The organism is Leifsonia sp. PARNA 1/14, assembly GCF_055720965.1.
This window is the reverse complement of sequence record NZ_JBVQSP010000005.1, coordinates 39,624-61,117: the sequence shown is the minus strand read 5'-3', so window position 1 is coordinate 61,117 and position 21,494 is coordinate 39,624. Positions and strand designations below refer to the sequence as shown.

General features: G+C 70.9%; 17 protein-coding genes and 1 tRNA gene. 14 read left to right on the top strand and 4 right to left on the bottom strand.

Annotated elements, in window-relative coordinates; all coding sequences use genetic code 11:
• The first annotated feature begins 6 nt into the window (after positions 1–6).
• The gene (locus tag AC0HS0_RS13945) at positions 7–270 is read left to right on the top strand and encodes a hypothetical protein (protein ID WP_472964650.1); all 264 of its coding nucleotides are present in this window, start codon (positions 7–9) and stop codon (positions 268–270) included.
• On the opposite strand, the gene AC0HS0_RS13940 is transcribed toward AC0HS0_RS13945, so the two are convergent.
• Positions 258–1,643, bottom strand: coding sequence for a cryptochrome/photolyase family protein (locus AC0HS0_RS13940; protein WP_472964995.1), 1,386 nt, complete (start codon positions 1,641–1,643; stop codon positions 258–260). The two genes, AC0HS0_RS13945 and AC0HS0_RS13940, sit on opposite strands and share 13 nt — an antisense overlap.
• A gap of 17 nt (positions 1,644–1,660) precedes the next feature.
• Positions 1,661–2,299 carry an MBL fold metallo-hydrolase gene (locus AC0HS0_RS13935; RefSeq protein WP_472964649.1) on the bottom strand — a complete coding sequence of 213 codons (639 nt, stop codon included), beginning with the start codon at positions 2,297–2,299 and terminating at the stop codon, positions 1,661–1,663.
• Between the two features lie 38 nt (positions 2,300–2,337).
• On the opposite strand from AC0HS0_RS13935, the gene AC0HS0_RS13930 reads away from it, so the two are divergent.
• Both AC0HS0_RS13930 and AC0HS0_RS13925 read left to right on the top strand, forming a co-directional pair.
• Positions 2,338–3,252, top strand: coding sequence for a diacylglycerol kinase family protein (locus AC0HS0_RS13930; protein WP_472964648.1), 915 nt, complete (start codon positions 2,338–2,340; stop codon positions 3,250–3,252).
• 82 nt (positions 3,253–3,334) lie between these two features.
• Positions 3,335–3,410: transfer RNA gene (locus tag AC0HS0_RS13925), tRNA-Glu, on the top strand.
• Between the two features lie 49 nt (positions 3,411–3,459).
• Here the strand turns inward: AC0HS0_RS13925 and AC0HS0_RS13920 are convergent.
• The gene (locus tag AC0HS0_RS13920) at positions 3,460–4,260 is read right to left on the bottom strand and encodes a helix-turn-helix domain-containing protein (RefSeq protein WP_472964647.1); all 801 of its coding nucleotides are present in this window, start codon (positions 4,258–4,260) and stop codon (positions 3,460–3,462) included.
• Positions 4,261–4,348: 88 nt separating this feature from the next.
• On the opposite strand from AC0HS0_RS13920, the gene AC0HS0_RS13915 reads away from it, so the two are divergent.
• On the top strand, positions 4,349–4,837 hold the full coding sequence (locus AC0HS0_RS13915) for a VOC family protein (RefSeq protein ID WP_472964646.1): 489 nt from the start codon (positions 4,349–4,351) through the stop codon (positions 4,835–4,837).
• A 10-nt stretch (positions 4,838–4,847) separates the two neighbouring features.
• On the opposite strand, the gene AC0HS0_RS13910 is transcribed toward AC0HS0_RS13915, so the two are convergent.
• Positions 4,848–5,060 carry a KTSC domain-containing protein gene (locus AC0HS0_RS13910; protein ID WP_472964645.1) on the bottom strand — a complete coding sequence of 71 codons (213 nt, stop codon included), beginning with the start codon at positions 5,058–5,060 and terminating at the stop codon, positions 4,848–4,850.
• A 184-nt stretch (positions 5,061–5,244) separates the two neighbouring features.
• Between AC0HS0_RS13910 and AC0HS0_RS13905 the strand changes: the two genes are divergently transcribed.
• The 10 genes from AC0HS0_RS13905 to AC0HS0_RS13860 all read left to right on the top strand — a co-directional run bounded on the left by AC0HS0_RS13905 (position 5,245) and on the right by AC0HS0_RS13860 (position 21,383).
• Entirely contained in the window at positions 5,245–6,351 is a 1,107-nt protein-coding gene (locus AC0HS0_RS13905) for a TerC family protein (protein WP_472964994.1), read from the top strand.
• Entirely contained in the window at positions 6,348–7,157 is an 810-nt protein-coding gene (locus tag AC0HS0_RS13900; protein WP_472964644.1) for a PP2C family protein-serine/threonine phosphatase, read from the top strand. Before AC0HS0_RS13905 ends, AC0HS0_RS13900 begins: the two co-directional genes overlap by 4 nt.
• A gap of 7 nt (positions 7,158–7,164) precedes the next feature.
• Complete coding sequence (locus AC0HS0_RS13895) at positions 7,165–8,379, top strand: FHA domain-containing protein (protein ID WP_472964643.1); 1,215 nt, start codon at positions 7,165–7,167, stop codon at positions 8,377–8,379.
• Complete coding sequence (locus tag AC0HS0_RS13890) at positions 8,376–10,037, top strand: protein kinase domain-containing protein (RefSeq protein ID WP_472964642.1); 1,662 nt, start codon at positions 8,376–8,378, stop codon at positions 10,035–10,037. The genes AC0HS0_RS13895 and AC0HS0_RS13890 overlap by 4 nt, the downstream gene beginning before the upstream one ends.
• Positions 10,034–10,744, top strand: a complete 711-nt coding sequence (locus AC0HS0_RS13885) for a hypothetical protein (RefSeq protein WP_472964641.1) — start codon at positions 10,034–10,036, stop codon at positions 10,742–10,744. The genes AC0HS0_RS13890 and AC0HS0_RS13885 overlap by 4 nt, the downstream gene beginning before the upstream one ends.
• Positions 10,745–10,889: 145 nt before the next feature.
• Entirely contained in the window at positions 10,890–16,145 is a 5,256-nt protein-coding gene (locus AC0HS0_RS13880; RefSeq protein ID WP_472964640.1) for an Ig-like domain-containing protein, read from the top strand.
• Between the two features lie 55 nt (positions 16,146–16,200).
• Positions 16,201–17,163, top strand: a complete 963-nt coding sequence (locus AC0HS0_RS13875; RefSeq protein WP_472964993.1) for an AAA family ATPase — start codon at positions 16,201–16,203, stop codon at positions 17,161–17,163.
• On the top strand, positions 17,160–18,482 hold the full coding sequence (locus tag AC0HS0_RS13870; protein ID WP_472964639.1) for a DUF58 domain-containing protein: 1,323 nt from the start codon (positions 17,160–17,162) through the stop codon (positions 18,480–18,482). The genes AC0HS0_RS13875 and AC0HS0_RS13870 overlap by 4 nt, the downstream gene beginning before the upstream one ends.
• On the top strand, positions 18,479–20,824 hold the full coding sequence (locus AC0HS0_RS13865) for a transglutaminase domain-containing protein (protein WP_472964638.1): 2,346 nt from the start codon (positions 18,479–18,481) through the stop codon (positions 20,822–20,824). Before AC0HS0_RS13870 ends, AC0HS0_RS13865 begins: the two co-directional genes overlap by 4 nt.
• Positions 20,825–20,855: 31 nt before the next feature.
• Positions 20,856–21,383, top strand: coding sequence for an FHA domain-containing protein (locus AC0HS0_RS13860; RefSeq protein ID WP_472964637.1), 528 nt, complete (start codon positions 20,856–20,858; stop codon positions 21,381–21,383).
• The last annotated feature ends 111 nt before the right edge of the window (positions 21,384–21,494 follow it).

Sequence of the window (21,494 nt, the reverse complement as noted above, 5' to 3'; positions counted from 1 at the left end):
CCGGACATGAGCCGCATCGAAGCCGGGATCGTCTCCTACACCCTTTCGTCGGACTACTACGCCCAGGTCGGCGCCGATTTCGACACCGAAGCGGTCGACGACGCCATCCTGGCCGAGCTCAACCGCATGCTGCCGTCGGGCATCGTGGTCGAGCGCAGCGGCAAAGTGCTGGCCGACGAAGAGCTCGCGGACGTGGCGCGCTCGCTCGACTGGGCCGCCCTCTTACAGCAGATCGACGTGGACCAGATCCTCGCCGATCACGCGCGCTGAGCCGACCGCTTCACCGTGTCGTAGGCGGCCAGCGCCGCCCGGCGCGTCTCGGCGAGGTCGACGACCGGCTCCGGGTAGTCGTCCCCGTCCCACTCCGGCACCCAGCGGCGCACGTAGTCGCCGTGCGGATCGAACTTCGTGCGCTGCAGCTCGGGGTTGAAGACGCGGAAGTACGGTGCAGCGTCTGCACCGGAGCCGGCGACCCACTGCCAGTTGAACGGGTTGCTGGCCGGGTCGGCGTCGACCAGGGTGTCCCAGAACCACTGCTCGCCGCGCCTCCAGTCGATCAGCAGGTTCTTGGTGAGGAACGACGCCGTGACCATCCGCACCCGGTTGTGCATGGTGCCGGTCGTCCACAGCTCGCGCATGCCCGCGTCCACGAGCGGGATGCCGGTGCGTCCCTGCTGCCAGGCTTTCAGCGCGCCGGGGTGCAGCCGTGGCCACGGGAAGGCGTCGTACTGACGGCGGATGTTGACGGTCGCGACATCGGGGTGCTCGAAGAGGGTGTGATACGCGAACTCGCGCCAGCCGAGCTCCGAGAGGAAGACGGACGCGCTGTCGGCGAGGCCGCGGTGACGGTCGCGCGCGGCGGACGCGGTGTGCCAGACCTGGTGCGGGCTCAGCTCGCCCCAGCGCAACCGCGGTGACAGCCGGGAGGTCGCCGCGATCCCCGGCGCGTCGCGGTCCTCCCGGTACCGTTCGAGGTCGTCGGCGACGAAGCCCGCGAGGTCGGCGTGCGCGGCGCGCTCACCCGGCTCCCACGCGTCGCGGAGGCCGCCGGCCCAGTCGGGGTGCGTGGGAAGCAGTGCCAGGTCGTCGATGCGGAGGCCGTCCGGCCGCCGCGACGCAGGCAGCGCATCGGGAGCGGCGAGGGGTTTGCGCGGCGTCGGCGCCGACAGGCACGCGCGCCAGAAGGGCGTGAAGACCGAGAACGCCGTGCCCGAGCCGGTGCGGATCGTCCACGGCTCGAAGAGCAGGTTCGCTCCGAAGCTCTGGGCGTCGATGCCTGCCTCGCGTGCCGCCGACTTGACGGCCGCGTCGATACGTCGCTCGGCGCCGCCGTAGCGGCGGTTCCAGAAGAGGGCGGCGGCGTCGAGCTCGGACGTGAGGGCCGCCAGCTCGGTCTCGGCCGCTCCCCGTCGCACCAGGAGGCTCGCTCCGCGCGCGCGGAGCTCGGCGTCGAGTGCGCCGAGGCTGTGGTGCAGCCACCAGCGGGCGGCGCCGCCGGGCGCCCGCAGGCCGGGGGAGACGTCATCCCAGAGGTAGACGCACACCACCGGCCTCCCGCTGCGCCCGGCGGCGTCCAGCGCGGGATTGTCGGCGACCCGGAGGTCGTCGCGGAACCAGACGACCGCCGGCCGCCGGGCCTCCATTGCTGCGCGGGCGGTGCTCACAGGTCGAGCGTGTCGCCCGGCTCGAGGGCGAAGAACTCGCCGCCGCCCTGCTCGGTCGCCCAGCCGATCCGGGCGTTCGACATGTCCTTGCCCGCCCGCGAGAGCACCATCTCGTGCGTGGGGAAGCTGCGCTTCGGCTTGGTCGCGAGCACGTAGTCGATCGTCTCGCCGACCTTCAGCCACGGGGCGCCGGCGGGGACGGCGAGGGCGTCGACCTCCACGCCCTCCGGGATGACGAAGGAGTCGCCCGCGTAGTACAGCTCGTCGTTGATGAGCACTCCCACGTTGTCGACGACGGGGATGCTCTCGTGGATGACGGCGTGCCGCCCGCCGAAGAAGCGGAGGGTGAACGGGCCGGCCTCCACCGTCTCGCCGGCGTGGACGACGGTGACGTCGAAGTCGGCGGCCGCCTTGGCGACGCCCTCCGGCGCGAAGATCGGGACGTCGGGGTTCAGTTCGAGGATGCGGTTCAGCTGCTCAGGGGTCCAGTGGTCCGCGTGCTCGTGCGTGATGACGACGGCTGCAGTGTTCGCCGTGTCGGTCAGCGGCGACGTGAACGATCCGGGATCGAGGAACAGCTTCTTGCCGGAGTCCTCGAGGAGCAGGGCGGCGTGTTCGAACTTGGTGAGTCTCATGGCTTCATCATCCTCCAGCTGTGTCATAGTCGTGGTCTATGCCTGTCACCCCTCGCACCGTCGTGGTAGCGGTCAACCCGATGGCGTCGTTCGGCCGGCGCCGTGACGTCGGACCCCGGGTCGTCGAACGGCTCCGTGCCGTCGGTCACACCGTGATCCCGATGGACGAGGCCAACATCGAGCTGCTGCGCCGCGAGACGGCTCGTGCCGTGGAGGGCGGAGCGGACGCCCTCGTCGTCGTCGGAGGAGACGGGATGGCGAACCTCGGTATCAACATCGTCGCCCAGACCGACATCCCGCTCGGCATTGTGCCCAGCGGCACCGGCAACGACCTCGCCGACGGCCTGGGCATCCCGATCGACGACACCGAGGCCGCGATCGACCAGCTGCTGGAGGCCCTGCAGCGCCCGCCGCGCGTGATCGACGCGGGCCTCCTGCGCCACGGCGAGCTGCACGCCGAGCTCACGACCTGGTTCGGCTGTGTGGTGTCCGCGGGCTTCGACGCCACGGTGAACGAGCGCGCCAACCTGATGACGCGTCCGCGGGGCCGGAGCCGGTACGTCCTCGCCCTGCTGCGCGAACTGGCCACGCTGCACGCGCGCCCCTACCGCATCGTGGCCGACGGCGAGCAGATCGACGCGCAAGCCATGTTGGTCTCCGTCGCCAACAACCGCTCGCTCGGCGGCGGTATGCGCATCGTGCCGCACGCTGCGCTCGACGACGGCCGCTTCGACCTCTTCATCGTGACGGCGATGAAGCGCCTGCGCTTCCTGCGGCTGTTCCCGAAAGTGTTCCGCGGCGAGCACACCGGGCTTCCGGAGGTCTCCTTCCGTGCGCTGAGCACGGTGCGCATCGAGGCCGACGGCGTGATCGCCTACGCGGACGGCGAGCGGATCGGCCCTCTGCCGGTCGAGGTCTCCGTCGTTGCGGGGGCGCTCCGCGTCCTCGCCTGAACGAGCAGGCGACACTCCCGGGATAACCTGCTCGTTTTGGAGGTAGGCGCCCATCTGTGGCACTATCGATGAGTTGCAAGACGGCCCCATCGTCTAGCGGCCTAGGACGTCGCCCTCTCACGGCGGTAACGCGGGTTCAAATCCCGCTGGGGTCACCACCAGAGCAAACCCCCGGTCATCCGGGGGTTTTCTTGTTTCTCCCGCCGCTCATGACGTCGGTCGCGAACGCCGATAGCTGCTCGGGGTGAATCCGAGTGTGGTGCGGAAATCGTTGGTCAGGTGAGCGTGGTCGGCGTAGCCCAGCTCGTGGGCGAGTGCGGTCAGGTCGAGGAGCGGGTCGACGCGAAGCCGCTCCGTCGCCTCCTGGAGTCGTCGGCGTCGGATCAGGGCCGCCGGCGGCAGACCGACGTAGCGGGTGGCCAGGCGTTGCAGCGTGCGGACGGAGACGTTCAGGCGCGCGGCGAGGTCCGGGACGGTCAGCAGGCTCGTATCGCCTTCGGCGAGCTCGACCATGCGGTTGGCGAGCATCCCGTCCTCGCCCGGAGCGCCCAGCCGGTCCTGCAGCCACGCGCCGAAGACCGCGATCGCCGATCGGCGACGGTCGTCGGGAGGGGCGTCGCTCGTCATGGCCGCCGTCACGGCAGCCGTCAGCTCGGGGAGGTCGACCTCCCGGTACTCGTCGCGGAGCGCCGTCACGTCGTCGACCAGCGACGGGACCGCGGCGGGTCGAAGCAACGCTCCGACGGCCCACCCGGCGTCGGAGAGGTCGCGATACGACGCACGCGTGGTCGGGCCGGAGATGCCCGTCGCGGCATTCTCCACCACGAGGTTGCAGGCGGGGAAGCCCACGATGTGCTGACGTGACGCTCGACCCGGCTCGATGCGCCATTCCGGGATCCAGTACCAGCGCACGAACACCGCGAGGTCGCCCACGACGGGCTCGCGATGGAAGGTCGGCAGCCGTGCCGGGTAGAGCACCCCGCGCGACGACGCCGGGACGGCGTTCACGCGTTCACCCTATCCGCGCACCTCCTCGCCCGGGAGCTGGCGCGAATCTCCAAGCCTCGCGACCGGCGGGAGCCGTAGGTTCGGACGCATGACCAGAGCAGCGCACGGCGACCACACCGACAACGGCACCCCGAGGGGCGCCAGCAGCATCACACCGTTCCTCGTGATCCCAGACGCCCGCGAAGCCATCGGCTTCTACCGTGACGTGTTCGGCGCCCGCGTGGTCGACGTCACCGAGATGGGCGGCGTCGTCGCCCACGCGGTCCTCGACTTCGGGCACGGGCTGCTCCAGCTCGGTGAGCCGATCCCCGACTACCACCTGGTGCCTCCGCCCGCAGGCGACGATGACTGCTACTCGCTGGGCCTGTACGTGCCCGACGTGGATGCCGTCGTCGAAGCGGCCGAGGCAGCCGGGGCGATCATCCGCGAACCGGCCGCCGACTTCGTCTCCGGCGACCGCTACGCGAGTATCCGAGACCCGTACGGCGTCCGCTGGTCGATCATGACCCGCGTCGAGGACCTCTCGGAGGAGGAGAGCGCGCGGCGCGTGGCGGAGTGGGCGGCGACGCTGGCGTGAAGCCCTCGGATCACGGCATCCACTCCTCGGGATACCGGTCGCGGATCACCTCGGCGAAGTAGCGGCCGGCCGACTCCGCCTCTCGGAGCTCACGCCAGACGCGCGGCGGCACCAGCCGGTAGCGGTAGACACCTCCACCGGCGAACTCGATCTCCAGCACGGCCGTCTCCGGGTCGTAACCAGCCGACACGATCGCCGTGCTGTCGAATTCCACCCGCCGCATGGCGCGGACGATACTCCTCGCACCCGTTAGACTGGGTGCCTGCGAAGGGGAGTATCCCGAAGGGGCCGAACGGCTCCGCGCTGTGGACGTCATCACGGTTCGTCTGAACCCGGGCACAGCGGCACCGACGAGTGCGGGAGAGACTTTCGGGTCCGTCATGTACGCCCTCCGAAAGGTCCTCCCGTTGGAACTCGCTCTTCCCCTCTGGTTCGAGGTCGGCAGCTTCGTCGTCCTCCTGCTCGTCCTCGCCTTCGACCTGCTGATCGTCTTCAAGCGGCCGCACATCCCGAGCCCGAAGGAGTCGGCGCTGTGGGTGTCGTTCTACGTCGCCCTGGCGCTGATCTTCGCGCTGCTGATGCTCCTGGTCGGCGACGCGGAGCATGCCGGACAGTTCCTCGCCGGCTGGCTCACCGAGTACAGCCTGAGCATCGACAACCTGTTCGTGTTCGTCATCATCATGAGCCGGTTCGCGGTGCCCAGGAAGTACCAGCAGGAAGTGCTCATGGTGGGCATCATCCTCGCCCTGATCTTTCGCGGGGTGTTCATCCTGCTCGGCGCGAGCCTCATCGCGAGCTTCAGCTGGATCTTCTACATCTTCGGAGCCTTCCTGCTCTGGACGGCGATCAACCAGGCATTCGTCAGCCACGACGACGAGGGGGAGAACGACAGCTGGTTCATCCGCTTCGCGCGCAAGCGGCTGAAGGTCTCCGACCAGTACGAGGGCAACAAGCTGCGAACGACGGTGAACGGTCGTCGCATGTTCACGCCGCTGATCATCGTCTTCCTCGCACTCGGCACGACCGACCTGCTGTTCGCGCTCGACTCGATCCCCGCGATCTTCGGGATCACCCAGAGCCCGTTCATCGTGTTCACCGCCAACGTGTTCGCGTTGATGGGCCTGCGCCAGCTGTACTTCCTCCTGGGTCACCTGCTCGAGAAGCTCGTGTATCTCAAGTACGGCATCGCGTTCATCCTCGCGTTCATCGGCGTCAAGCTCGTCTTCCACGCGATGCACGAGAACGAGCTGCCGTTCATCAACGGCGGCGAGCACATCGAATGGGCGCCCGACATCAGCACCTGGACCTCCCTCGCTGTGATCGTCGGCGCCATGGCGGTCGCAACGGTCGCTAGTCTTGTCAAGCTGCGCATGAGCGGCAGCACCGTCGCCGACGCCATCCACGGGGATGACGACGCCGCGGAGAACGACACGACCGTCGAGACGGCAACGGCCGAGGCCGCGCCGTCCGCGACCACGCCGGCCGAGACCGGCACGGAGGACCCCCGCACATGACATCTGCCGTCGACGTGAGCGCCCGCACCGATATCGGTGCGGTACGGCAGGTCAACGAAGACAGCTATCTCTCGCAGGATCCGGTCTTCGTCGTGGCGGACGGGATGGGCGGCCACGCGCGCGGCGACGTCGCGAGCCGCACTGCCGTCGAGAGCCTCGCGCGGACGCTCGTCGCCGGGACCACGCCCACGCCCGACGAGGTGATCACCGCCGTCGACGAGGCCAACGCCGCCGTGCGTGCGCTCTCCGACGCGGAGGAGACCGGCGCCGCTGTCGCCGGCACGACCCTCGCCGGTGTGGTCCGCGTGCGGGTGCCCGAGCGCGCGGCCGAGGAGTGGATGGTGATCAACGTCGGCGACTCGCGCGTCTACGGCTGGGACGGTCGCCGCCTCGAGCGCCTGACCGTCGACCACTCGGCCGTGCAGGAACTGCTCGACGCGGGACTCATCACTCCGGAGCAGGCCGAGGTGCACCCCGAGCGCAACGTCATCACGCGTGCCCTCGGCGCCGAAGACTTCGTCGACACCGACAGCTCGCTGCTGCCGGCGGAATCTGTCCCGGCCTTCCTGATCTGCTCCGACGGGCTCACCCGCGAGCTGAGCGACGAGACCATCGCCGAGATCCTGGCCGGTGACCCGCATGACCCGGCAGCGGTGCTCGTGGAGGCCGCCGTCGCGGCGGGCGGACACGACAACGTCACAGTGATCGTGGTTGAATCGAGACCAGGGGATGACGCTCCCGCCGCTGTCGACACGCGCGACAGGATCGCCGGCCGGGAGTTCGACGACACGCAGCCGAGGGAGTAAGCAGCACGTGTTCGAGGTGCAGCAGGCGGCGGCAGGGGACTGGGCGGTCGTCGTGGCGGGGGAACGCGCTCTCGTCGTCGAGCGCTCCGGGCGTGAGCCGCTGCTGCGATACCTCCACGCCGTCCGGATCGGATTCGCCGAGACACTGGACGCACTGATCGCGGACGGGCTGAGCAGGACTCCGGCATTCGGGCTCCTCGACGTCAGCGGCGACACGACGTTGCTCGCCGTGCGCGGCGGGCTCAGCGCCACGGTCACCGACGGCGCCGGCACGCGCGACCTCCGTGCCGCGGTGTCGTCGTGGCTCGAGACGCAGTTCGAAGACGCGACGGCGGTCGCACTCGGCTCGCCGTCGGGCGAGACGTTCCCGCTCGCCGATGGCATCGTCCGCGCGAGCGCGCTGGCCTGGACCACGACCGAGACAGAGGACGCCCCGGCTCGGCCGCAAGCGGCCAGGGAGCCGGAGAGGCGATCCCGGATCACCGAACCGGTGATTCTCGAGCCACTGGAGCCGCTGGAGCCACTGGAGCCACTGGACGAGCCGACCAGCGTCTCGGAGGCCACGATGGTGGAGGCACCGGATCGCGGGAGTCCTCCCGGTGACGCACCGGATGATGCGTCGCCGGCGGCCGACACCGGTTACGACCACCTGTTCGGCGCGACCATGATGCGTGGCGTCGAGGAGGCCGCGATGCGACCGGAGGCCTCCCCGGAGGAGCCGGCGCGCATCGACCTTCCCGGCTTCATCACCGACTCGTTCCCGTCGGCCGCGGCGGTCGGCGACCACGACGGGCTGACCGTGCTGAGCGGCGACCTCCCGCAGCGTACGGCCGTCGACCCGTCCGACGCCTCCGGCGCCGATCGCGATGCGCCGCCGCGCCTCCGCTACCGCGTCGTGCTCTCCGACGGGCGCCGCGAAGACCTCGTGGCTCCGGTGATCGTGGGGCGGGCCCCGAGCGCGTCCGCGTTCCGGACGCTCACCGGCGCCCGGCCGCTCACGCTGACGGGCGTCGAGGAGGACATCTCGCGCTCGCACGTCGCCATCGCCGTCGAGGGCGACACCGTCGTCGTGACCGACCTGCACTCCCGCAACGGCACGGTCGTCGTGCTGCCGGGCAAGGCTCCGCAGAAGCTCCGCGCGGGCGAGCCGACCACGGTGGTCGCCGGCACGGTCGTCGACCTGGGCAGCGGCGCCACTCTGACCGTCGAGGCGGGCGCATGAGGAGGATGGCGTCGACGCCGCCCGCGCTGAACGGCCTCCACTTCATCCGGTTGCTCGGTTCGGGAGGGTTCTCCGATGTGTTCCTCTACGAGCAGGAGCTGCCCAAGCGCAGCGTCGCCGTCAAGGTGCTGCTGACGGACAGCGTCGACGCCGCCGCCCGTGCGCGGTTCGTGACCGAGGCCAACGTGATGGCGCGCCTGTCGGCGCACCCGTTCATCGCCACCATCTTCGATGCGGGCGTCTCGCCCGACGACCGGCCGTACCTGGTGATGGAGTACTGCTCCGGCCCGTCGCTCGCCGACCGCCTCAAGCGCGAGCGCATCCCGGTCGAGGACGCACTGCGGACCGGGGTTCGGCTCTCGAGCGCGGTGGCGACGGCGCACGATGCGGGGATCCTGCACCGCGACATCAAGCCGGCGAACGTGCTGACGAACGCCTTCGGCTGGCCGGCGCTCACAGACTTCGGCATCGCCTCCGCTCTGGAGGAGCTGCCTGTGCACACGACGACGCTGTCGGAGTTGCGGCGGGGAGGCGCGGACACCTCCACGAGCGAGAGCCGTTCGGTGGGGCTGAGCGTGCCGTGGTCGCCTCCCGAGATGTTCGCCGACGACCCGGATCCCGACGTCCGCAGCGACATCTTCTCGCTCGCCGCGACCTTGCACACGCTGCTGGCCGGACGGACGCCGTTCGAGGTGCCGGGCCGGTCGAACGGCACGCTCGACCTCATCGGCCGCATCGAGCGCGGGATGATCTCGCCGCTCGACAGGCCCGACCTGCCTCCGTCGCTGACGACCGTGCTGCGCACGGGGATGGCGGCGCGACGCGAGAACCGGTACGCCTCGGCTGTCGAGTTCGCGCGGGCCCTGCAGCGGGTCGAGCTCGAGCTCGGACTGGCGCCCACCAGCATCGACGTGCCCAACCTCCACCTCTCGAACGAGGGCGTCGCCGCTCCGGAGGGGCCCGACGCCGCCGAGGCGACCCGTGCACGGTCGGTGGCGACCGTGGTGGCCCAGCCCGACGCGCCGCGGCCGGAGCCGAGCAGCGTTCGCGGCCCTGACACGTCCGCGCCGTCCACCTCGACGGAACAGCCGCACGAGCACGGAACGGCGGCCGAGTCGACGCGCATCCGCGGCGTCGTGCCCACGGTCGCTGCCGCGGCGCCGGTGGAGAGCACCGTGCTGCGTCCCGCGGCTGTCGAGTCGCCGCCGACGCAGGAGGGCGAAGCCGAGGCTCCGGTCTCTCTGCAGGCCCGTCGCCCGAGGCTCGTCGCGTGGATCGCAGGCGCCGCGGCCGCGGTGGTCGTGCTCGGGATCGGAGCGGCGATCGTGTCGAACGCGCTCGCTCCCTCCGCACCGTCGACGAGCCCGCAGGGCGGCGACGATGGCACGATCGCCGTGACGACCGTCCCGGCGCCGACGCTGGTGTCGGCGAAGCGCGACGCCGCCGGAACGTCGGCGACGATCGTCTGGAAGACCGTGTCGCCGAAGGATGGCGACCAGTACACCTGGGTGCGCGACGGCACGACGGACCCGCCGACCGTCACCGCCCAGCCGACGGTCACGCTCACCGGTCTGACGCCGGGCGTCCCGGTCTGCGTGGATGTCACCACCGTGCGCTCCGGGCGCACGTCCGAGCCGCTGAAGGCGTGCTCCGCATGACGCTCACGGTCGAGTTCTGCGGCGAGGAGTACCCGGTCGGGGAGGGCGCCGACTTCGGCATCGGGCGTGAGTCCGACCTGTCGATCGACGACAACCCCTATCTGCACCGCCGCTTCCTCAGCATCACCAACGACTTCGGGATGTGGTGGCTCAGCAACGTCGGGACGCTGCTGACGGCGACGGTCACCGACGCGTCCGGCACGATGCAGGCCTGGCTCGCGCCGGGGGCGAAGCTCCCCATCGTCTTCCAGACTCTGCACGTCATGTTCAGCGCGGGCGCGACCACCTACGACTTCACCATCAGCAGCGACGCGGATTACTTCAACACCTCGGTAGCTGTTGACGGCTCCGGCGGGTCGACGACGGTCCTGCCCGTCACGCTCACGACCAGCCAGCGTCAGCTGATCGTCGCCCTCGCCGAAGGCGTGCTGACGCAGTCCGTTCCCGGCCGGGGCAGCATTCCGAGCTCTGCGGAGGCGGCCGAGCGCCTGGGGTGGAGCATGACGACGTTCAACCGCAAGCTCGACAACGTCTGCGACAAGCTCGACCGGCTGGGTGTAGCGGGGCTGCGGGGAGGCCGCGGCAAGCTCGCGACCAACCGTCGGGCCCGGCTGGTGGAGTACGCGGTGACCACCCGCCTCGTCGGGATCGAGGACCTCCCGCTCCTTGACGATGCCAGTGGTCCGGCGGAATCTGGGAACAGCTGAGCAGCGCGCGCACCGTCCGGATGGGGAGTGCTCCCCATTCCTCTCCCTTTCGGGGGTCGTGCTAGCGTGACTTGCGTTTCAGTCGAAATGGATACCACAGCCGGCCCCGGGGGATAGCAGAGTCTTGGCTTCGTTTAGCACGTGGATGCGGAAGCGCAAGAGTCTCGCGATCGCAGTCGCCGTCGCCGTCGTCGCCGGAGTCCCGATCACCATCGCCGTGCTGCACCGTGGATTCCCGACCAACGCGGTCGAGCTGGACACTCGCGACGTCTGGGTGACGAACGGAGAGCGCCTGCTCGGCGGGCGCCTCAACCACCAGATCGACGAGCTCGACGCTGCGGTGACCGGGTCGTCCGCCGAACTGGATGTGCTGCAGGACGGCACGTCCTACTTCCTCACCGACCTGCCGCACGGCACCGTCGACCGGATCGACCCGGCGTTCGTCTCCCTGGGCGGTCGGATCCAGGTGCCGGAGGGCTCGCAAGTCGGCTACGGCGGCTCGACCTTCTCGGTGCTCTCGCCCACGGGATCGCTCTGGGTGCTCGACGCGTCCGGCCGGCTCGACTTCGACAAGTCGAAGACCCGGCCGACGGCGAACGTCGGTGCGGGCACGAAGCTCGTCGTCGCGAAGTCGGGGAAGACCTTCGTGGCCGCGCCGAAGAATCAGCGACTGATCACCGTCGATCACCCCGGTGCCGCCGCGAGCTCGGCGCCGTTCGCGGTCCCCGGGTCCTTCCAGCTCTCCGCGGTCGGCGACCAGCCGGTGCTGCTGGACACGCAGGCCGACCAGCTCGTCACGGGATCGGGGACGGTCGTGGACCTCCCGGCGAAGGGGCTGCGCCTCCAGCAACCGGGGCAGGACGACGCGTCGGCGCTCGTCGCGACGGCGAGCAGCCTGCTCACGGTTCCGCTCGGAGGCGGCGCCGTCGTCTCGACGCCCGCTGGGGCGACGTCCGCCGGCGGCGCGAGCGCCGTGTCCGCGCCCGTGCGGCTCGCCGGGTGCTCCTACGGCGCGTGGGCGGGATCCGCCCGCTACCTCTACGCGTGCGACGGCAAGAAGCCGATCTCCCTCGGCATCGCGGAGCCGGTGACCGGCGACGATCTGGCGTTCCGGGTCAATCACGGCGTGATCGCGCTCAACAACCTCCGCGACGGGAACGCGTGGGTCGTCTCGTCGAATATGCGGCTGGTGCAGAACTGGGCACAGCTCAAGCCGAACGACACGACGGTCCAGGGCGACACCGGCGAGGAGAAGCCGGTGGTGCAGTCGTTCGCCGACACCCTCGCACAGCGCACGTCGGCGAACCGGCCGCCCACGGCCCTGGACGACGCGTTCGGGGTGCGCCCGGGCCGATCGACCGTGCTGCACGTGCTCGCCAACGACACCGACCCGGACGGGGACGTGCTGACCATCACGCAGGTCTCGGCGATCCCGGCCGACCAGGGGCAGCTCACGCTGGTGGAGGGCGGCCGGGCTGTCCAATTCACGCCGAAGACCGGTGTGAGCGGCACTGTCTCGTTCCGGTATTCGATCGACGACGGCCGGGGCGGTACCGCCGCGGCGAACGTGAACGCGACGATCCATCAGGACGCGCAGAACGACCCTCCCGCCTCCACGCGATCGAGCGCGGCACAGACGGAGGTCGGCCAGTCGGTCACCTACAACGTGCTGAACGACTGGCAGGACCCGGACGGCGACGAGCTCTCGCTCGTGTCGGCGACCTCCACCACGGAGGACGACGTGCGGTTCAAACCGGACGGCGACGTGACCTTCACCAGCAAGACGGGCCAGGCGGGGTCGAAGGAGGTCCGCGTCACAGTCTCGGACGGCCGCGCGTCGGCGACGGGGAGCCTCATCGTGACGGTGAAGCCGGCGGGCACGCTGGATCCCGTGGCCGTGCCGGACTTCGGCTCCGGCTTCACCGGCCGCCCGATCGTGGTGCACCCGCTGGACAACGACCAGTCGCCGTCGGGCGAGCCGCTCGCCCTCGTCGGCGCGACCCTGCAGGGTTCGGGCGCGCAGGTCACCGCCGACGCCGCGCGGGGCACGATCACACTGAAGACGAGTGCGGCGGGCGAGTACTACGCCGAGTACACGCTCGGGGCGGGGCCGAAGACCACGACGGGGATCGTCCGCTTCGACGTGGCCGAGCAGGGCGCCTCCGACGCGCCGCCCGTCGCGGTGGCCGACCGCGCGTTCGTCCGGCCGGGCGAGCCGACCTCCGTCGCGGTGCTCGACAACGACGTGTCGCCCTCCGGACGGGTGCTCGTCGTTCGCGAGCTGACGGCCGGCGCGGGTGCGCAGGACCTCCACGTGGAGGTGCTCGACAACGCGATCGTCAAGATCACCGCTCCCACGGTGCTGACCCGGCAGGTCCAGCTGCAGTACGTCGTCTCGGACGGCGTGCACGAGTCGACGGCGGGCATCACGGTGGTGCCGGTCCCGCCGCTCGTCGTCCATCAGCCTCCGGTGGCGGTGGACGACACGGTGACCGTGCGGGCGGGCGACGTGGTGACCGCCTCGGTACTCGACAACGACTCCTCGCCCGACAACGCGCCGTTCTCGCTCGACCCCGAACTGCGCGACACCTCCGCCGCGGGCAAGGGGGCCACGGCCTTCGTCAGCGGCACGACGGTCCGCTACCAGGCGCCGACGACGCCCGGGCAGTACAGCGTCGTGTACGGGATCACCGACAAGTACGGCCAGAGGGCGCAGGCCACGGCGACGTTCGTCGTGACGGCGCCGGACAAGGGCTCCGACCGCGCTCCGCAGCCGCAGCCGCTCACCGTGCGCGCGTTCGCGGGCTCGTCAGTGCCGGTGGAGGTCCCGCTCGACGGCATCGACCCGGACGGCGACTCGGTCGTGCTTGCCGGCCTCGGCAGCCAGCCGACCCTCGGCCGGATCGCCGACACCTCCAGCACGGCCTTCACCTACGAGGCGTACCCCGACTCCGCGGGCACCGACACCTTCACCTATACGGTGAAGGACACCTACGGCAAGAGCGCCACCGGCACCGTCACCATCGGCGTCATCCCGCGACCGGGCCAGGTCCGGCCGCCGATCGCGGTCGACGACCCGGTGCAGGTCAAGCCGGGCAGGACCATCGCGGTGCCGGTGCTCGACAACGACTCCGACCCCAACGGCTACGCCATCGCGCTGCAGAAGAAGCTCCTGCAGGTGGATCAGGGGCTCGTGGCCTCCGTGCACGGCAAGATCGTGCTGGTCAAGGCGCCGCAACGCGAGGGGTCGTACATCGTCCGATACCAGATCACGAACGGGCAGGGCGGCGTCGCGAGCGCCTTCGTCCAGCTGACGGTGACACCGGACGCGAAGGACGTGCCGCCGACCGCGGTCGACCACGTCCTGGAGGCGGACGCCGTCTCGAACAAGCAGACCGTGAAGGTGAACGCCCTCTCCGGAGCGACCAACCCCTCCGGACTCGTCGGCGACCTGCAGGTCGCGGTGACCGGAGCGAACGCCTCCGCCGCGGACGTCGGCAACGACGGGACCGTGACGGTGCGTCCCGGCGAGCGCCGGATGGCGATCGCGTACTCCGTGACCGACCGGGTCACCGGGCTCAGCGGCGACGCGTTCATCATCGTCCCGCCCAAGGGAGACGCCACGGCGCCGCCGCGCATCGCGGACGGCCTCCCGCAGCAGATCGTGCCGATGAACGGGTCGAAGAGCTGGAAGCTGTCCGACATCCTCACGGTGCCGTCGGGCCGCGGCGTGAAGCTCACTGGAGCCTCCGGGGTCAGCGCGACCAACAGCTCCGGCGCGTCGTCGTACGGCGGTGAGGACACGCTGACCTTCGCCGCGGCGAAGGACTACCGCGGCCCCGCGGCGATCACGTTCAAGGTCGACGACGGCCGGGACGCCGGCGCCTCCACCGACCGGATCACGACGCTCGTGCTGCCCCTGACGGTGGGCGACCCCGAGCAGTCGGATGTCGCCCCGACCTTCACCTCGCCGACCGAGAAGATCGAAGCCGGGGAGGCTCCGCTCGCCGTCGACCTGCGGGCATCGAGTTTCCACCCGAACCCGGCCATCCTCGCCAAGCTCAGCTATGCGAATCCGCGGTGGTCGAACACGAAGGTCGCCGTCGCGCTCAACGGGTCGACGCTCTCGCTGTCGGCGCCGCTGGGCGTGCAGCCGGGGGAGTCCACCGCGGTGACGGTGACCATCAGCTCGGGCGCCAAGACGATCACGGGAACCGTGAACGTGCAGGTGGTCAGCTCGTCCCGCCCGATCGCGACGCAGAAGAACCCGCCGCAGACGGCGGAGCTGAAACGCGGCACCTCGGGGACCTCGAGCAGTCTCGCTTCCGACTCCGCGTGGGTCAATCCGTTCCCCGGAACCCCGCTCACGATCACCGACGCACAGGCTCAGAGCGCCCCGGCGGGCGTGACGGTCACCCACACGGCGAGCACCATCACGGTGAGCGCGGCCTCCGGTGCGGCGATCGGCGCGGTGAACATCGTCTACCACGTCGAGGACGCGACGAAGGACCCCAAGCGGACGGCTTCGGCCATCGGGCAGTACCGGGTGACCGTCCACGACATTCCGGGCAAGCCGCCCGCGCCCTCGAGCCCCAGCGCAGGCGACGGCAAGGCGGGCGTGACCATCGCGGCTCCCGCCGACAACGGCAAGCCCATCGACTCCTACGAGGTCAGCGGCGGAGAGAGCACCGTCACGGTCGGGACCCTCGGCCGCGTCGAGATCAGCGGCCTCACCAACGGCAAGGCGTACCGATTCGCCGTGCGCGCTCACAATGCGGACGGCTGGGGGCCGGTCTCGGCGCAGAGCGCGGCGGTCACGCCCTATGGGACGCCTACCGCCGTGGGTGGCCTGAAGATCTCGAACGACGGGTACGCACCCGCGACGGTCACGATGAGCTGGAATGCCCTGCGCGACCCGAGCGGCACCGGCGGCGGCGCGGTGGTTTACCACTACAAGTTGAGTGGAGACTCCTGGAAGACCACGACCGGGACGAGCGCCTCGGTCGGTGGTCAGGGAGCAGGGACGTACTCCTTCCAGGTCTTCGCGGTGAACGACGGCAGTGGGAAGCAGGGGCCGCCCAGCACCTCCGGCTCGACGCAGATCGAGAACAAGCCGAAGCCGCAGCCGTCGCTCGATCTCGCTCAGGGCAACAAGGAGCCGGGCTATGCGCACAGCTTCACCTACGACGTGACGCTGCACGCCTTCCCGGCGAACCGCACCTTCCAGATGCAGGTGCATTGCAACGGAGGCACGCTGTGGGCGCCGACGATCTCCACCGACGGAAACGGCTATGCGCACTACCGGGGCGCGGCCGACGGCCAGCAGCCGTACTGCGGCTACAAGGGCGCCTACGTCGTCGTGAACGGCGTGCAGAGCAGCGTTCAGGACTGGTCACCGTGACCGACCGGCGCACCTCCCCGAACGGACAACGAACAGAAGGACGGATCCCGTGGCAGTGACCCAGGAACAGGCGGACTGGTTCGCCGGCGCGTTCGCGCAGCTCGTCGCGAACATCGACAAGGCGATCCTCGGCAAGGAGGAGACGATCCGGCTCGTCGTCGCCGCCATGCTCTCCGGAGGTCACGTCCTGCTCGAGGACGTGCCCGGCACCGGCAAGACCGTTCTCGCGAAGGCGCTCGCGAACACGATCGAGGGCACGCAGTCGCGCATCCAGTTCACTCCCGATCTGCTGCCGTCGGATGTGACCGGTGTGACCATCTACGACCAGTCGACCGGCCGGTTCGAGTTCCACCGCGGCCCGATCTTCGCCTCGGTCGTGCTGGCCGACGAGATCAACCGCGCCAGCCCGAAGACCCAGTCCGCCCTTCTGGAGGTGATGGAGGAGGCCGTCGTCACGGTCGACGGCGTGGGCCACCCGGTCGGCTCGCCGTTCCTGGTGATCGCGACGCAGAACCCGGTCGAGCAGTCGGGCACCTACTCGCTCCCGGAGGCCCAGCTCGACCGGTTCCTCGTCAAGACGTCGCTCGGCTACCCCGACCACGCGACCACCGTCGACCTGCTGCTGGACTCCTCGAACCGTTCGCGCGCCTCCGCCGTCCATCCGATCATCGCGGCCGACTCGATCACGACGCTCGCGCAGCTCGCCTCGGAGGTGCACGCCGACGCCTCCGTGATGGGCTACCTCAGCGAGATCGTCACGGCCACCCGCGACGACAAGGACGCGGCGCTCGGCGTCAGCATCCGCGGCGCGCTCGCCCTGGCCCGTGCGGCGAAGACCTGGGCGATCGCCGCCGGTCGGACCTATGTGACCCCCGACGACATCCGGGAGCTGGCGCAACCCGTGCTCGCGCACCGCATCATCGTCGACCCCGAATCGGAGTTCGCCGGGGTGAGCGCCTCCGACATCGTGGCGCGGTCGGTCGCGGCGGCGACACCGCCCGCCTACCGGGCAGCATGACCGCTCAGACCGCGTCGGGCGCCGGAGAGCGAGGCCGACGGAGCGCTGCGCCGGCGAGGCGCGGCAGTGCGCAGGCCCGCATCGCCGGAGTCCAGCTCCTCGCGGCCGGGAGACGTCTGGTCGCACCGGCGACCCCGGCCGCCCGGAGCGCGCTGGCGCGGATCGCGAGCGTGACCGACACGGTGAGCGCGCTCGGCTGGGTGGTCCTGGTCGCCGGCGCCGTCTCGCTGGTCGTCGTGCTCGCGTTCGGCTGGGCGGAGTTCGCCTTCCTCGGCGCGACGCTCCTGGCCGCCGTCCTGCTGGCTGTCGCATTCGCCGTCGGCCGCTCCACCTACGCGGTCGGCGTGGAGCTCTCGCCGCGCCGGGTGGTCGCCGGCGATCGGGCCTACGGGCGGTTGACGGTCCGCAACAGCGGGCAGCGGCCGGTGCTCCCCACCCGCATGGAGCTGCCGGTCGGCGAGGGCACCGCCGTCTTCACCGTGCCGCGCCTCGCTCCCGACGCGGAGGTCGAGGAGCTGTTCGCCGTGCCCACCGCCCGGCGCGCGCTCATCCTCGCCGGCCCCGCGCTCTCCGTGCGCGGAGACCAGCTGGGCCTCCTGCGCAGGACCACGCGCTGGACGGACCAGGTGGAGCTGTTCGTGCACCCGCGGACCGTCCGCCTGGCCGCCACCGCACGCGGTCTGGTCCGCGACCTCGAAGGGCAGGCGACGAAGGTCATCACCGACTCCGACCTGGCCTTCCACGCGCTGCGCACGTATGAAGCGGGCGACGACATCCGCAACGTGCACTGGCGCACGTCGGCCCGGACCGGTCAGCTGATGGTCCGGCAATACCAGGAGTCGCGACGCTCGCAGCTCCTGCTGGCACTCGACGCCGAGCGTTCGCGGTTCGCCTCCGACGACGAGTTCGAGCTCGCGGTCTCGGTGTTCGCGTCCCTCGGCTCGCACGTGATCCGCGAGGACACCGGTATCGACGCGATCGCGCAGGGCGCCGAGCTGCGGGTCTCGACCCCGACTGCGTTCCTGGACGACTCGTGCCGGCTCCAACTCGTCGAATCGGGCCGTGGCGTTCGGGAGTTCCTCCGCCAGGCGACGCTCCGCCGTGCCGTCCCGAGCCTCGCGGTCACCATCGTCGGCTCGCAGGCGACACCCGCGGAACTGCGCGCCGCCGCCGCGCTCTGGTCCTCCGACACCGAGACCCTCACGATCCGCGTGGACGAGACGGCGGAGCCCCGGGTCACGCGCCTGGGCAGCACGCTTCTGATCGTCCTCGGCCGGCTCGACGAGCTGCCGGCCCTCCTGCGACGGGCGCGCCGATGAGCGCCGCCGGCCGCGTCGGCCGCGTCGAAAGTCTGGGCCGGACGACCTGGGTGGATGTCGCCGTCGTCGTCGCGCTCAGCCTGATCGCCGTGGCCGGCTTCGAGCCGGCGTTCGGGCACTTCGCCTTCCTCCCGGCGGCGATCGGCGGCATCGTCGTCGGGGGAGCGGTGGCCGTGCTCGGGAGGCTGTTCCGCCTGTCCGTGCCGGTGACCGTCGTCATCGCGCTGGCCGCATACTTCCTGCTGGGCACGGCTCTCGCCCTGCCCGGTCTCGCGATGTACGGCGTGCTCCCGTCGCTCGACAGCCTGTCCGGGCTCGCCGTCGGGCCGGTGTTCGGCTGGAGCGACGCGGTGACCCTGCGAGCACCGCTGGAGGCGCCGCCGTACGTCGCGGTCGTCCCGTACTTCGCGGGCTGGCTGGTGGCCCTGGTCTCGGTCACACTGGCCGTGCGCTGGCTGCCGGCGGCGAAGCGCGGGACACGGCCAGGCACGTCGCAGGCGGGAACCCCCGTCGGCCGGACCTCCGTGCTCCTGATCGGTCCGGTCCTGCTGTTCCTCGCGGGCATCCTGCTCGGCACGCGCGACGCGTACTTCGCCGGAGTGCGCGGAGTGCTCTTCGCGGTGATCGCGCTCGTCTGGCTCGCCTGGCGCCGCGCGGGCAGCCGAGGGCAGCTGAACGCCGGAACGGGCGTGCGCCGCACCCGGTTCCTGAGCGGAGTCGTGGTCGTCGTCGGCGCGCTCGTCGTGGGTGCCCTGGCGGGCTCACTCCTCGCCCCGGCGGCGGCCTCCCGGCTCGTCGTGCGCGACGAGGTCACTCCGCCGTTCGATCCGCTGGACTACCCGAGCCCGCTGGCCGGCTTCCGCAAATACACGAAGGACCTCCAGAAGACGAAGCTGTTCACGGTCGAGGGCCTCCAGAAGGGCCAGGTCATCCGGCTCGCCACGATGGACAGCTACGACGGTGTGGTCTGGACGGTCACCGCGCCCGGGTCCCAGGCGGGGGCCTCCGGCGCGTTCGAGCTGCTCGGAAGCTCCATCCCTCGGCCGGCGCTCTTCACGCCGGGGTCGACGAGCTCCGCGACGATCGACATCCTCGGCTACTCGGACGTATGGCTCCCGACGCTCGGCTATCTCGACCGGCTCGGCTTCGACGCGCACACCGGACAGGACCCGGCAGAGACCGTCCGCGTGAACACCGCGACGGGCACCAGCGCCGTGACCAGCGGCGTGCGCTCAGGCCTGCGCTACACGGTGGAGGCCACTGCGCAACGGATCCCGAACGACCAGCAGCTCGCGAAAGCGCCGCCGGCGCGGGTGGTCCTGCCGCCGGTCGACAACGTGCCGGACGTCGTCTCGGCCAAGGCCGAGGAGTACGCCGGCTCGGCGAACACCGCCATCCAGAAGCTCCGCAACATCGAGCGGTCACTCAAGTCGCTCGGCTACCTCAGCCACGGGCGGGCGTCGGACCCCGTGCCGTCCCGTGCAGGAGAGGGCGCGGACCGGATGACCGACCTGCTGAGCACGTCGCCGATGGTGGGCGATCAGGAGCAGTACGCCGGCGTTTTCGCACTGATGGCGCGTCGGCTCGGCTATCCGGCCCGGGTGGTCATGGGCTTCGCGCCCAAGAGCGTCGCCGCGACGACCACGGTCACGGGCGACGACGTCACCGCCTGGGTGGAGGTGCCGTTCGAGGGCGTGGGCTGGGTGCCGTTCTACCCGACGCCGACCAAGACCGACGCGCCGAAGAACCAGACCACCAAACCGAAGTTGGAGCCACAACCTCAGGTGCGGCAGCCCCCACCGGCCGATCCGCGTTCCGACGAGTTGCTCACGCCGGTCAAGACGAAAGACAACGACAAGAAGGCGCCCGGCGCCCGCTTCGAGATCCCGGCCTGGGCGTGGGTGGCGCTCGGCGTCGTCGGGATCCCGATGCTGCTGTATTTCGTGCCGCTCGTGCTGATCGGGCTGGCGAAGAGGAGGCGGCGGCGATTCCGCGAGACGACGGGACCGCCCGATCGCCGGGCGGCCGGCGCCTGGGAGGAGCTGTCGGACCGCTACGCCGAGCTGGGCCTCGAAGTGCCTTCCCGTGCGACCCGGCTGCAGACGGCGGCCGCACTCGAGGACCAGTCGGCGAGCCAGGGGCTGGCCGTTCCCTCCGCTGGGCTCGCGACCCTCGCGCGGCACGTCGACGCCGCGGTCTTCGATGGCAGCGAGGTGTCGGAGGAGCGGGCGCGGCAGGCCTGGACGGCCGCCGACGACGCTGTCGACGGCGCTACAGCGGCAGCGGGCGGCCTGCGCGCACGGCTGGCGGCGTTCCGCTACCGGAGGCGGGCCTCCCGCTAGCGCCGCACGCCGCAGTCCGTAGAGTGGGCGTGTGGGGACTCCAGACGGCACCGCGCACGACAGACCCGGATTCATCGTGCCGCCTCCCGGCCTGATCCCGGAGCGCCGGACGGACGACGACACCGAGCGGGCGCGAGTCGAGCCCGAGCCCGCGCCGCTGTCGTCGCTGTCGTCACTGCCGTCGTTCGTGGCGCCGACGGCCCCGGCAGCCGGGCCTCCGGTGACCGCGCCCGTGTGGCGGCTCACCACTCCGGGCGGCCGGCGCATCCCCGTCACCGCGACGCTGCTGCTCGGCCGGAACCCCTCGGCCGCCGTGCATCCCGGGCCGGCCGAGCTGGTCGCGCTGGACGACCCGACCTCCACCGTGTCGAAGACCCACGCGGCCGTCACGGCGGCCGGAGACGCGCTCGTCGTCACCGACCTGCATTCCACGAACGGCGTAACGGTCGTGACGCCGGCGGGCGACGCCCTCCGCGTTCCGCCCGGAACCGAGGGCCGCGCAGAGAGCGGAGGGACGCTGCTGCTCGGCGACCTCCGGCTCCGCGTCGAGCGGTCCTGACCGCGGTGCGCCTGCGGGTCCGCCCTTGCTCGGGTGATAACCTGAATCCGTGTTCGCGGGTCTTCTCCTCCTTAGCCGCCGCGGCGAGTCCTAGTTCCCGTATCTGATCGG

Coding starts and splice junctions, on each gene's coding strand:
- AC0HS0_RS13945 (WP_472964650.1), top strand. CDS start 7: ATGAGCCGCATCGAAGCCGGGATCGTCTCCTACACCCTTTCGTCGGAC.
- AC0HS0_RS13940 (WP_472964995.1), bottom strand. CDS start 1,643: ATGGAGGCCCGGCGGCCGGCGGTCGTCTGGTTCCGCGACGACCTCCGG.
- AC0HS0_RS13935 (WP_472964649.1), bottom strand. CDS start 2,299: ATGAGACTCACCAAGTTCGAACACGCCGCCCTGCTCCTCGAGGACTCC.
- AC0HS0_RS13930 (WP_472964648.1), top strand. CDS start 2,338: ATGCCTGTCACCCCTCGCACCGTCGTGGTAGCGGTCAACCCGATGGCG.
- AC0HS0_RS13915 (WP_472964646.1), top strand. CDS start 4,349: ATGACCAGAGCAGCGCACGGCGACCACACCGACAACGGCACCCCGAGG.
- AC0HS0_RS13910 (WP_472964645.1), bottom strand. CDS start 5,060: ATGCGGCGGGTGGAATTCGACAGCACGGCGATCGTGTCGGCTGGTTAC.
- AC0HS0_RS13900 (WP_472964644.1), top strand. CDS start 6,348: ATGACATCTGCCGTCGACGTGAGCGCCCGCACCGATATCGGTGCGGTA.
- AC0HS0_RS13890 (WP_472964642.1), top strand. CDS start 8,376: ATGAGGAGGATGGCGTCGACGCCGCCCGCGCTGAACGGCCTCCACTTC.
- AC0HS0_RS13885 (WP_472964641.1), top strand. CDS start 10,034: ATGACGCTCACGGTCGAGTTCTGCGGCGAGGAGTACCCGGTCGGGGAG.
- AC0HS0_RS13880 (WP_472964640.1), top strand. CDS start 10,890: ATGCGGAAGCGCAAGAGTCTCGCGATCGCAGTCGCCGTCGCCGTCGTC.
- AC0HS0_RS13870 (WP_472964639.1), top strand. CDS start 17,160: ATGACCGCTCAGACCGCGTCGGGCGCCGGAGAGCGAGGCCGACGGAGC.
- AC0HS0_RS13865 (WP_472964638.1), top strand. CDS start 18,479: ATGAGCGCCGCCGGCCGCGTCGGCCGCGTCGAAAGTCTGGGCCGGACG.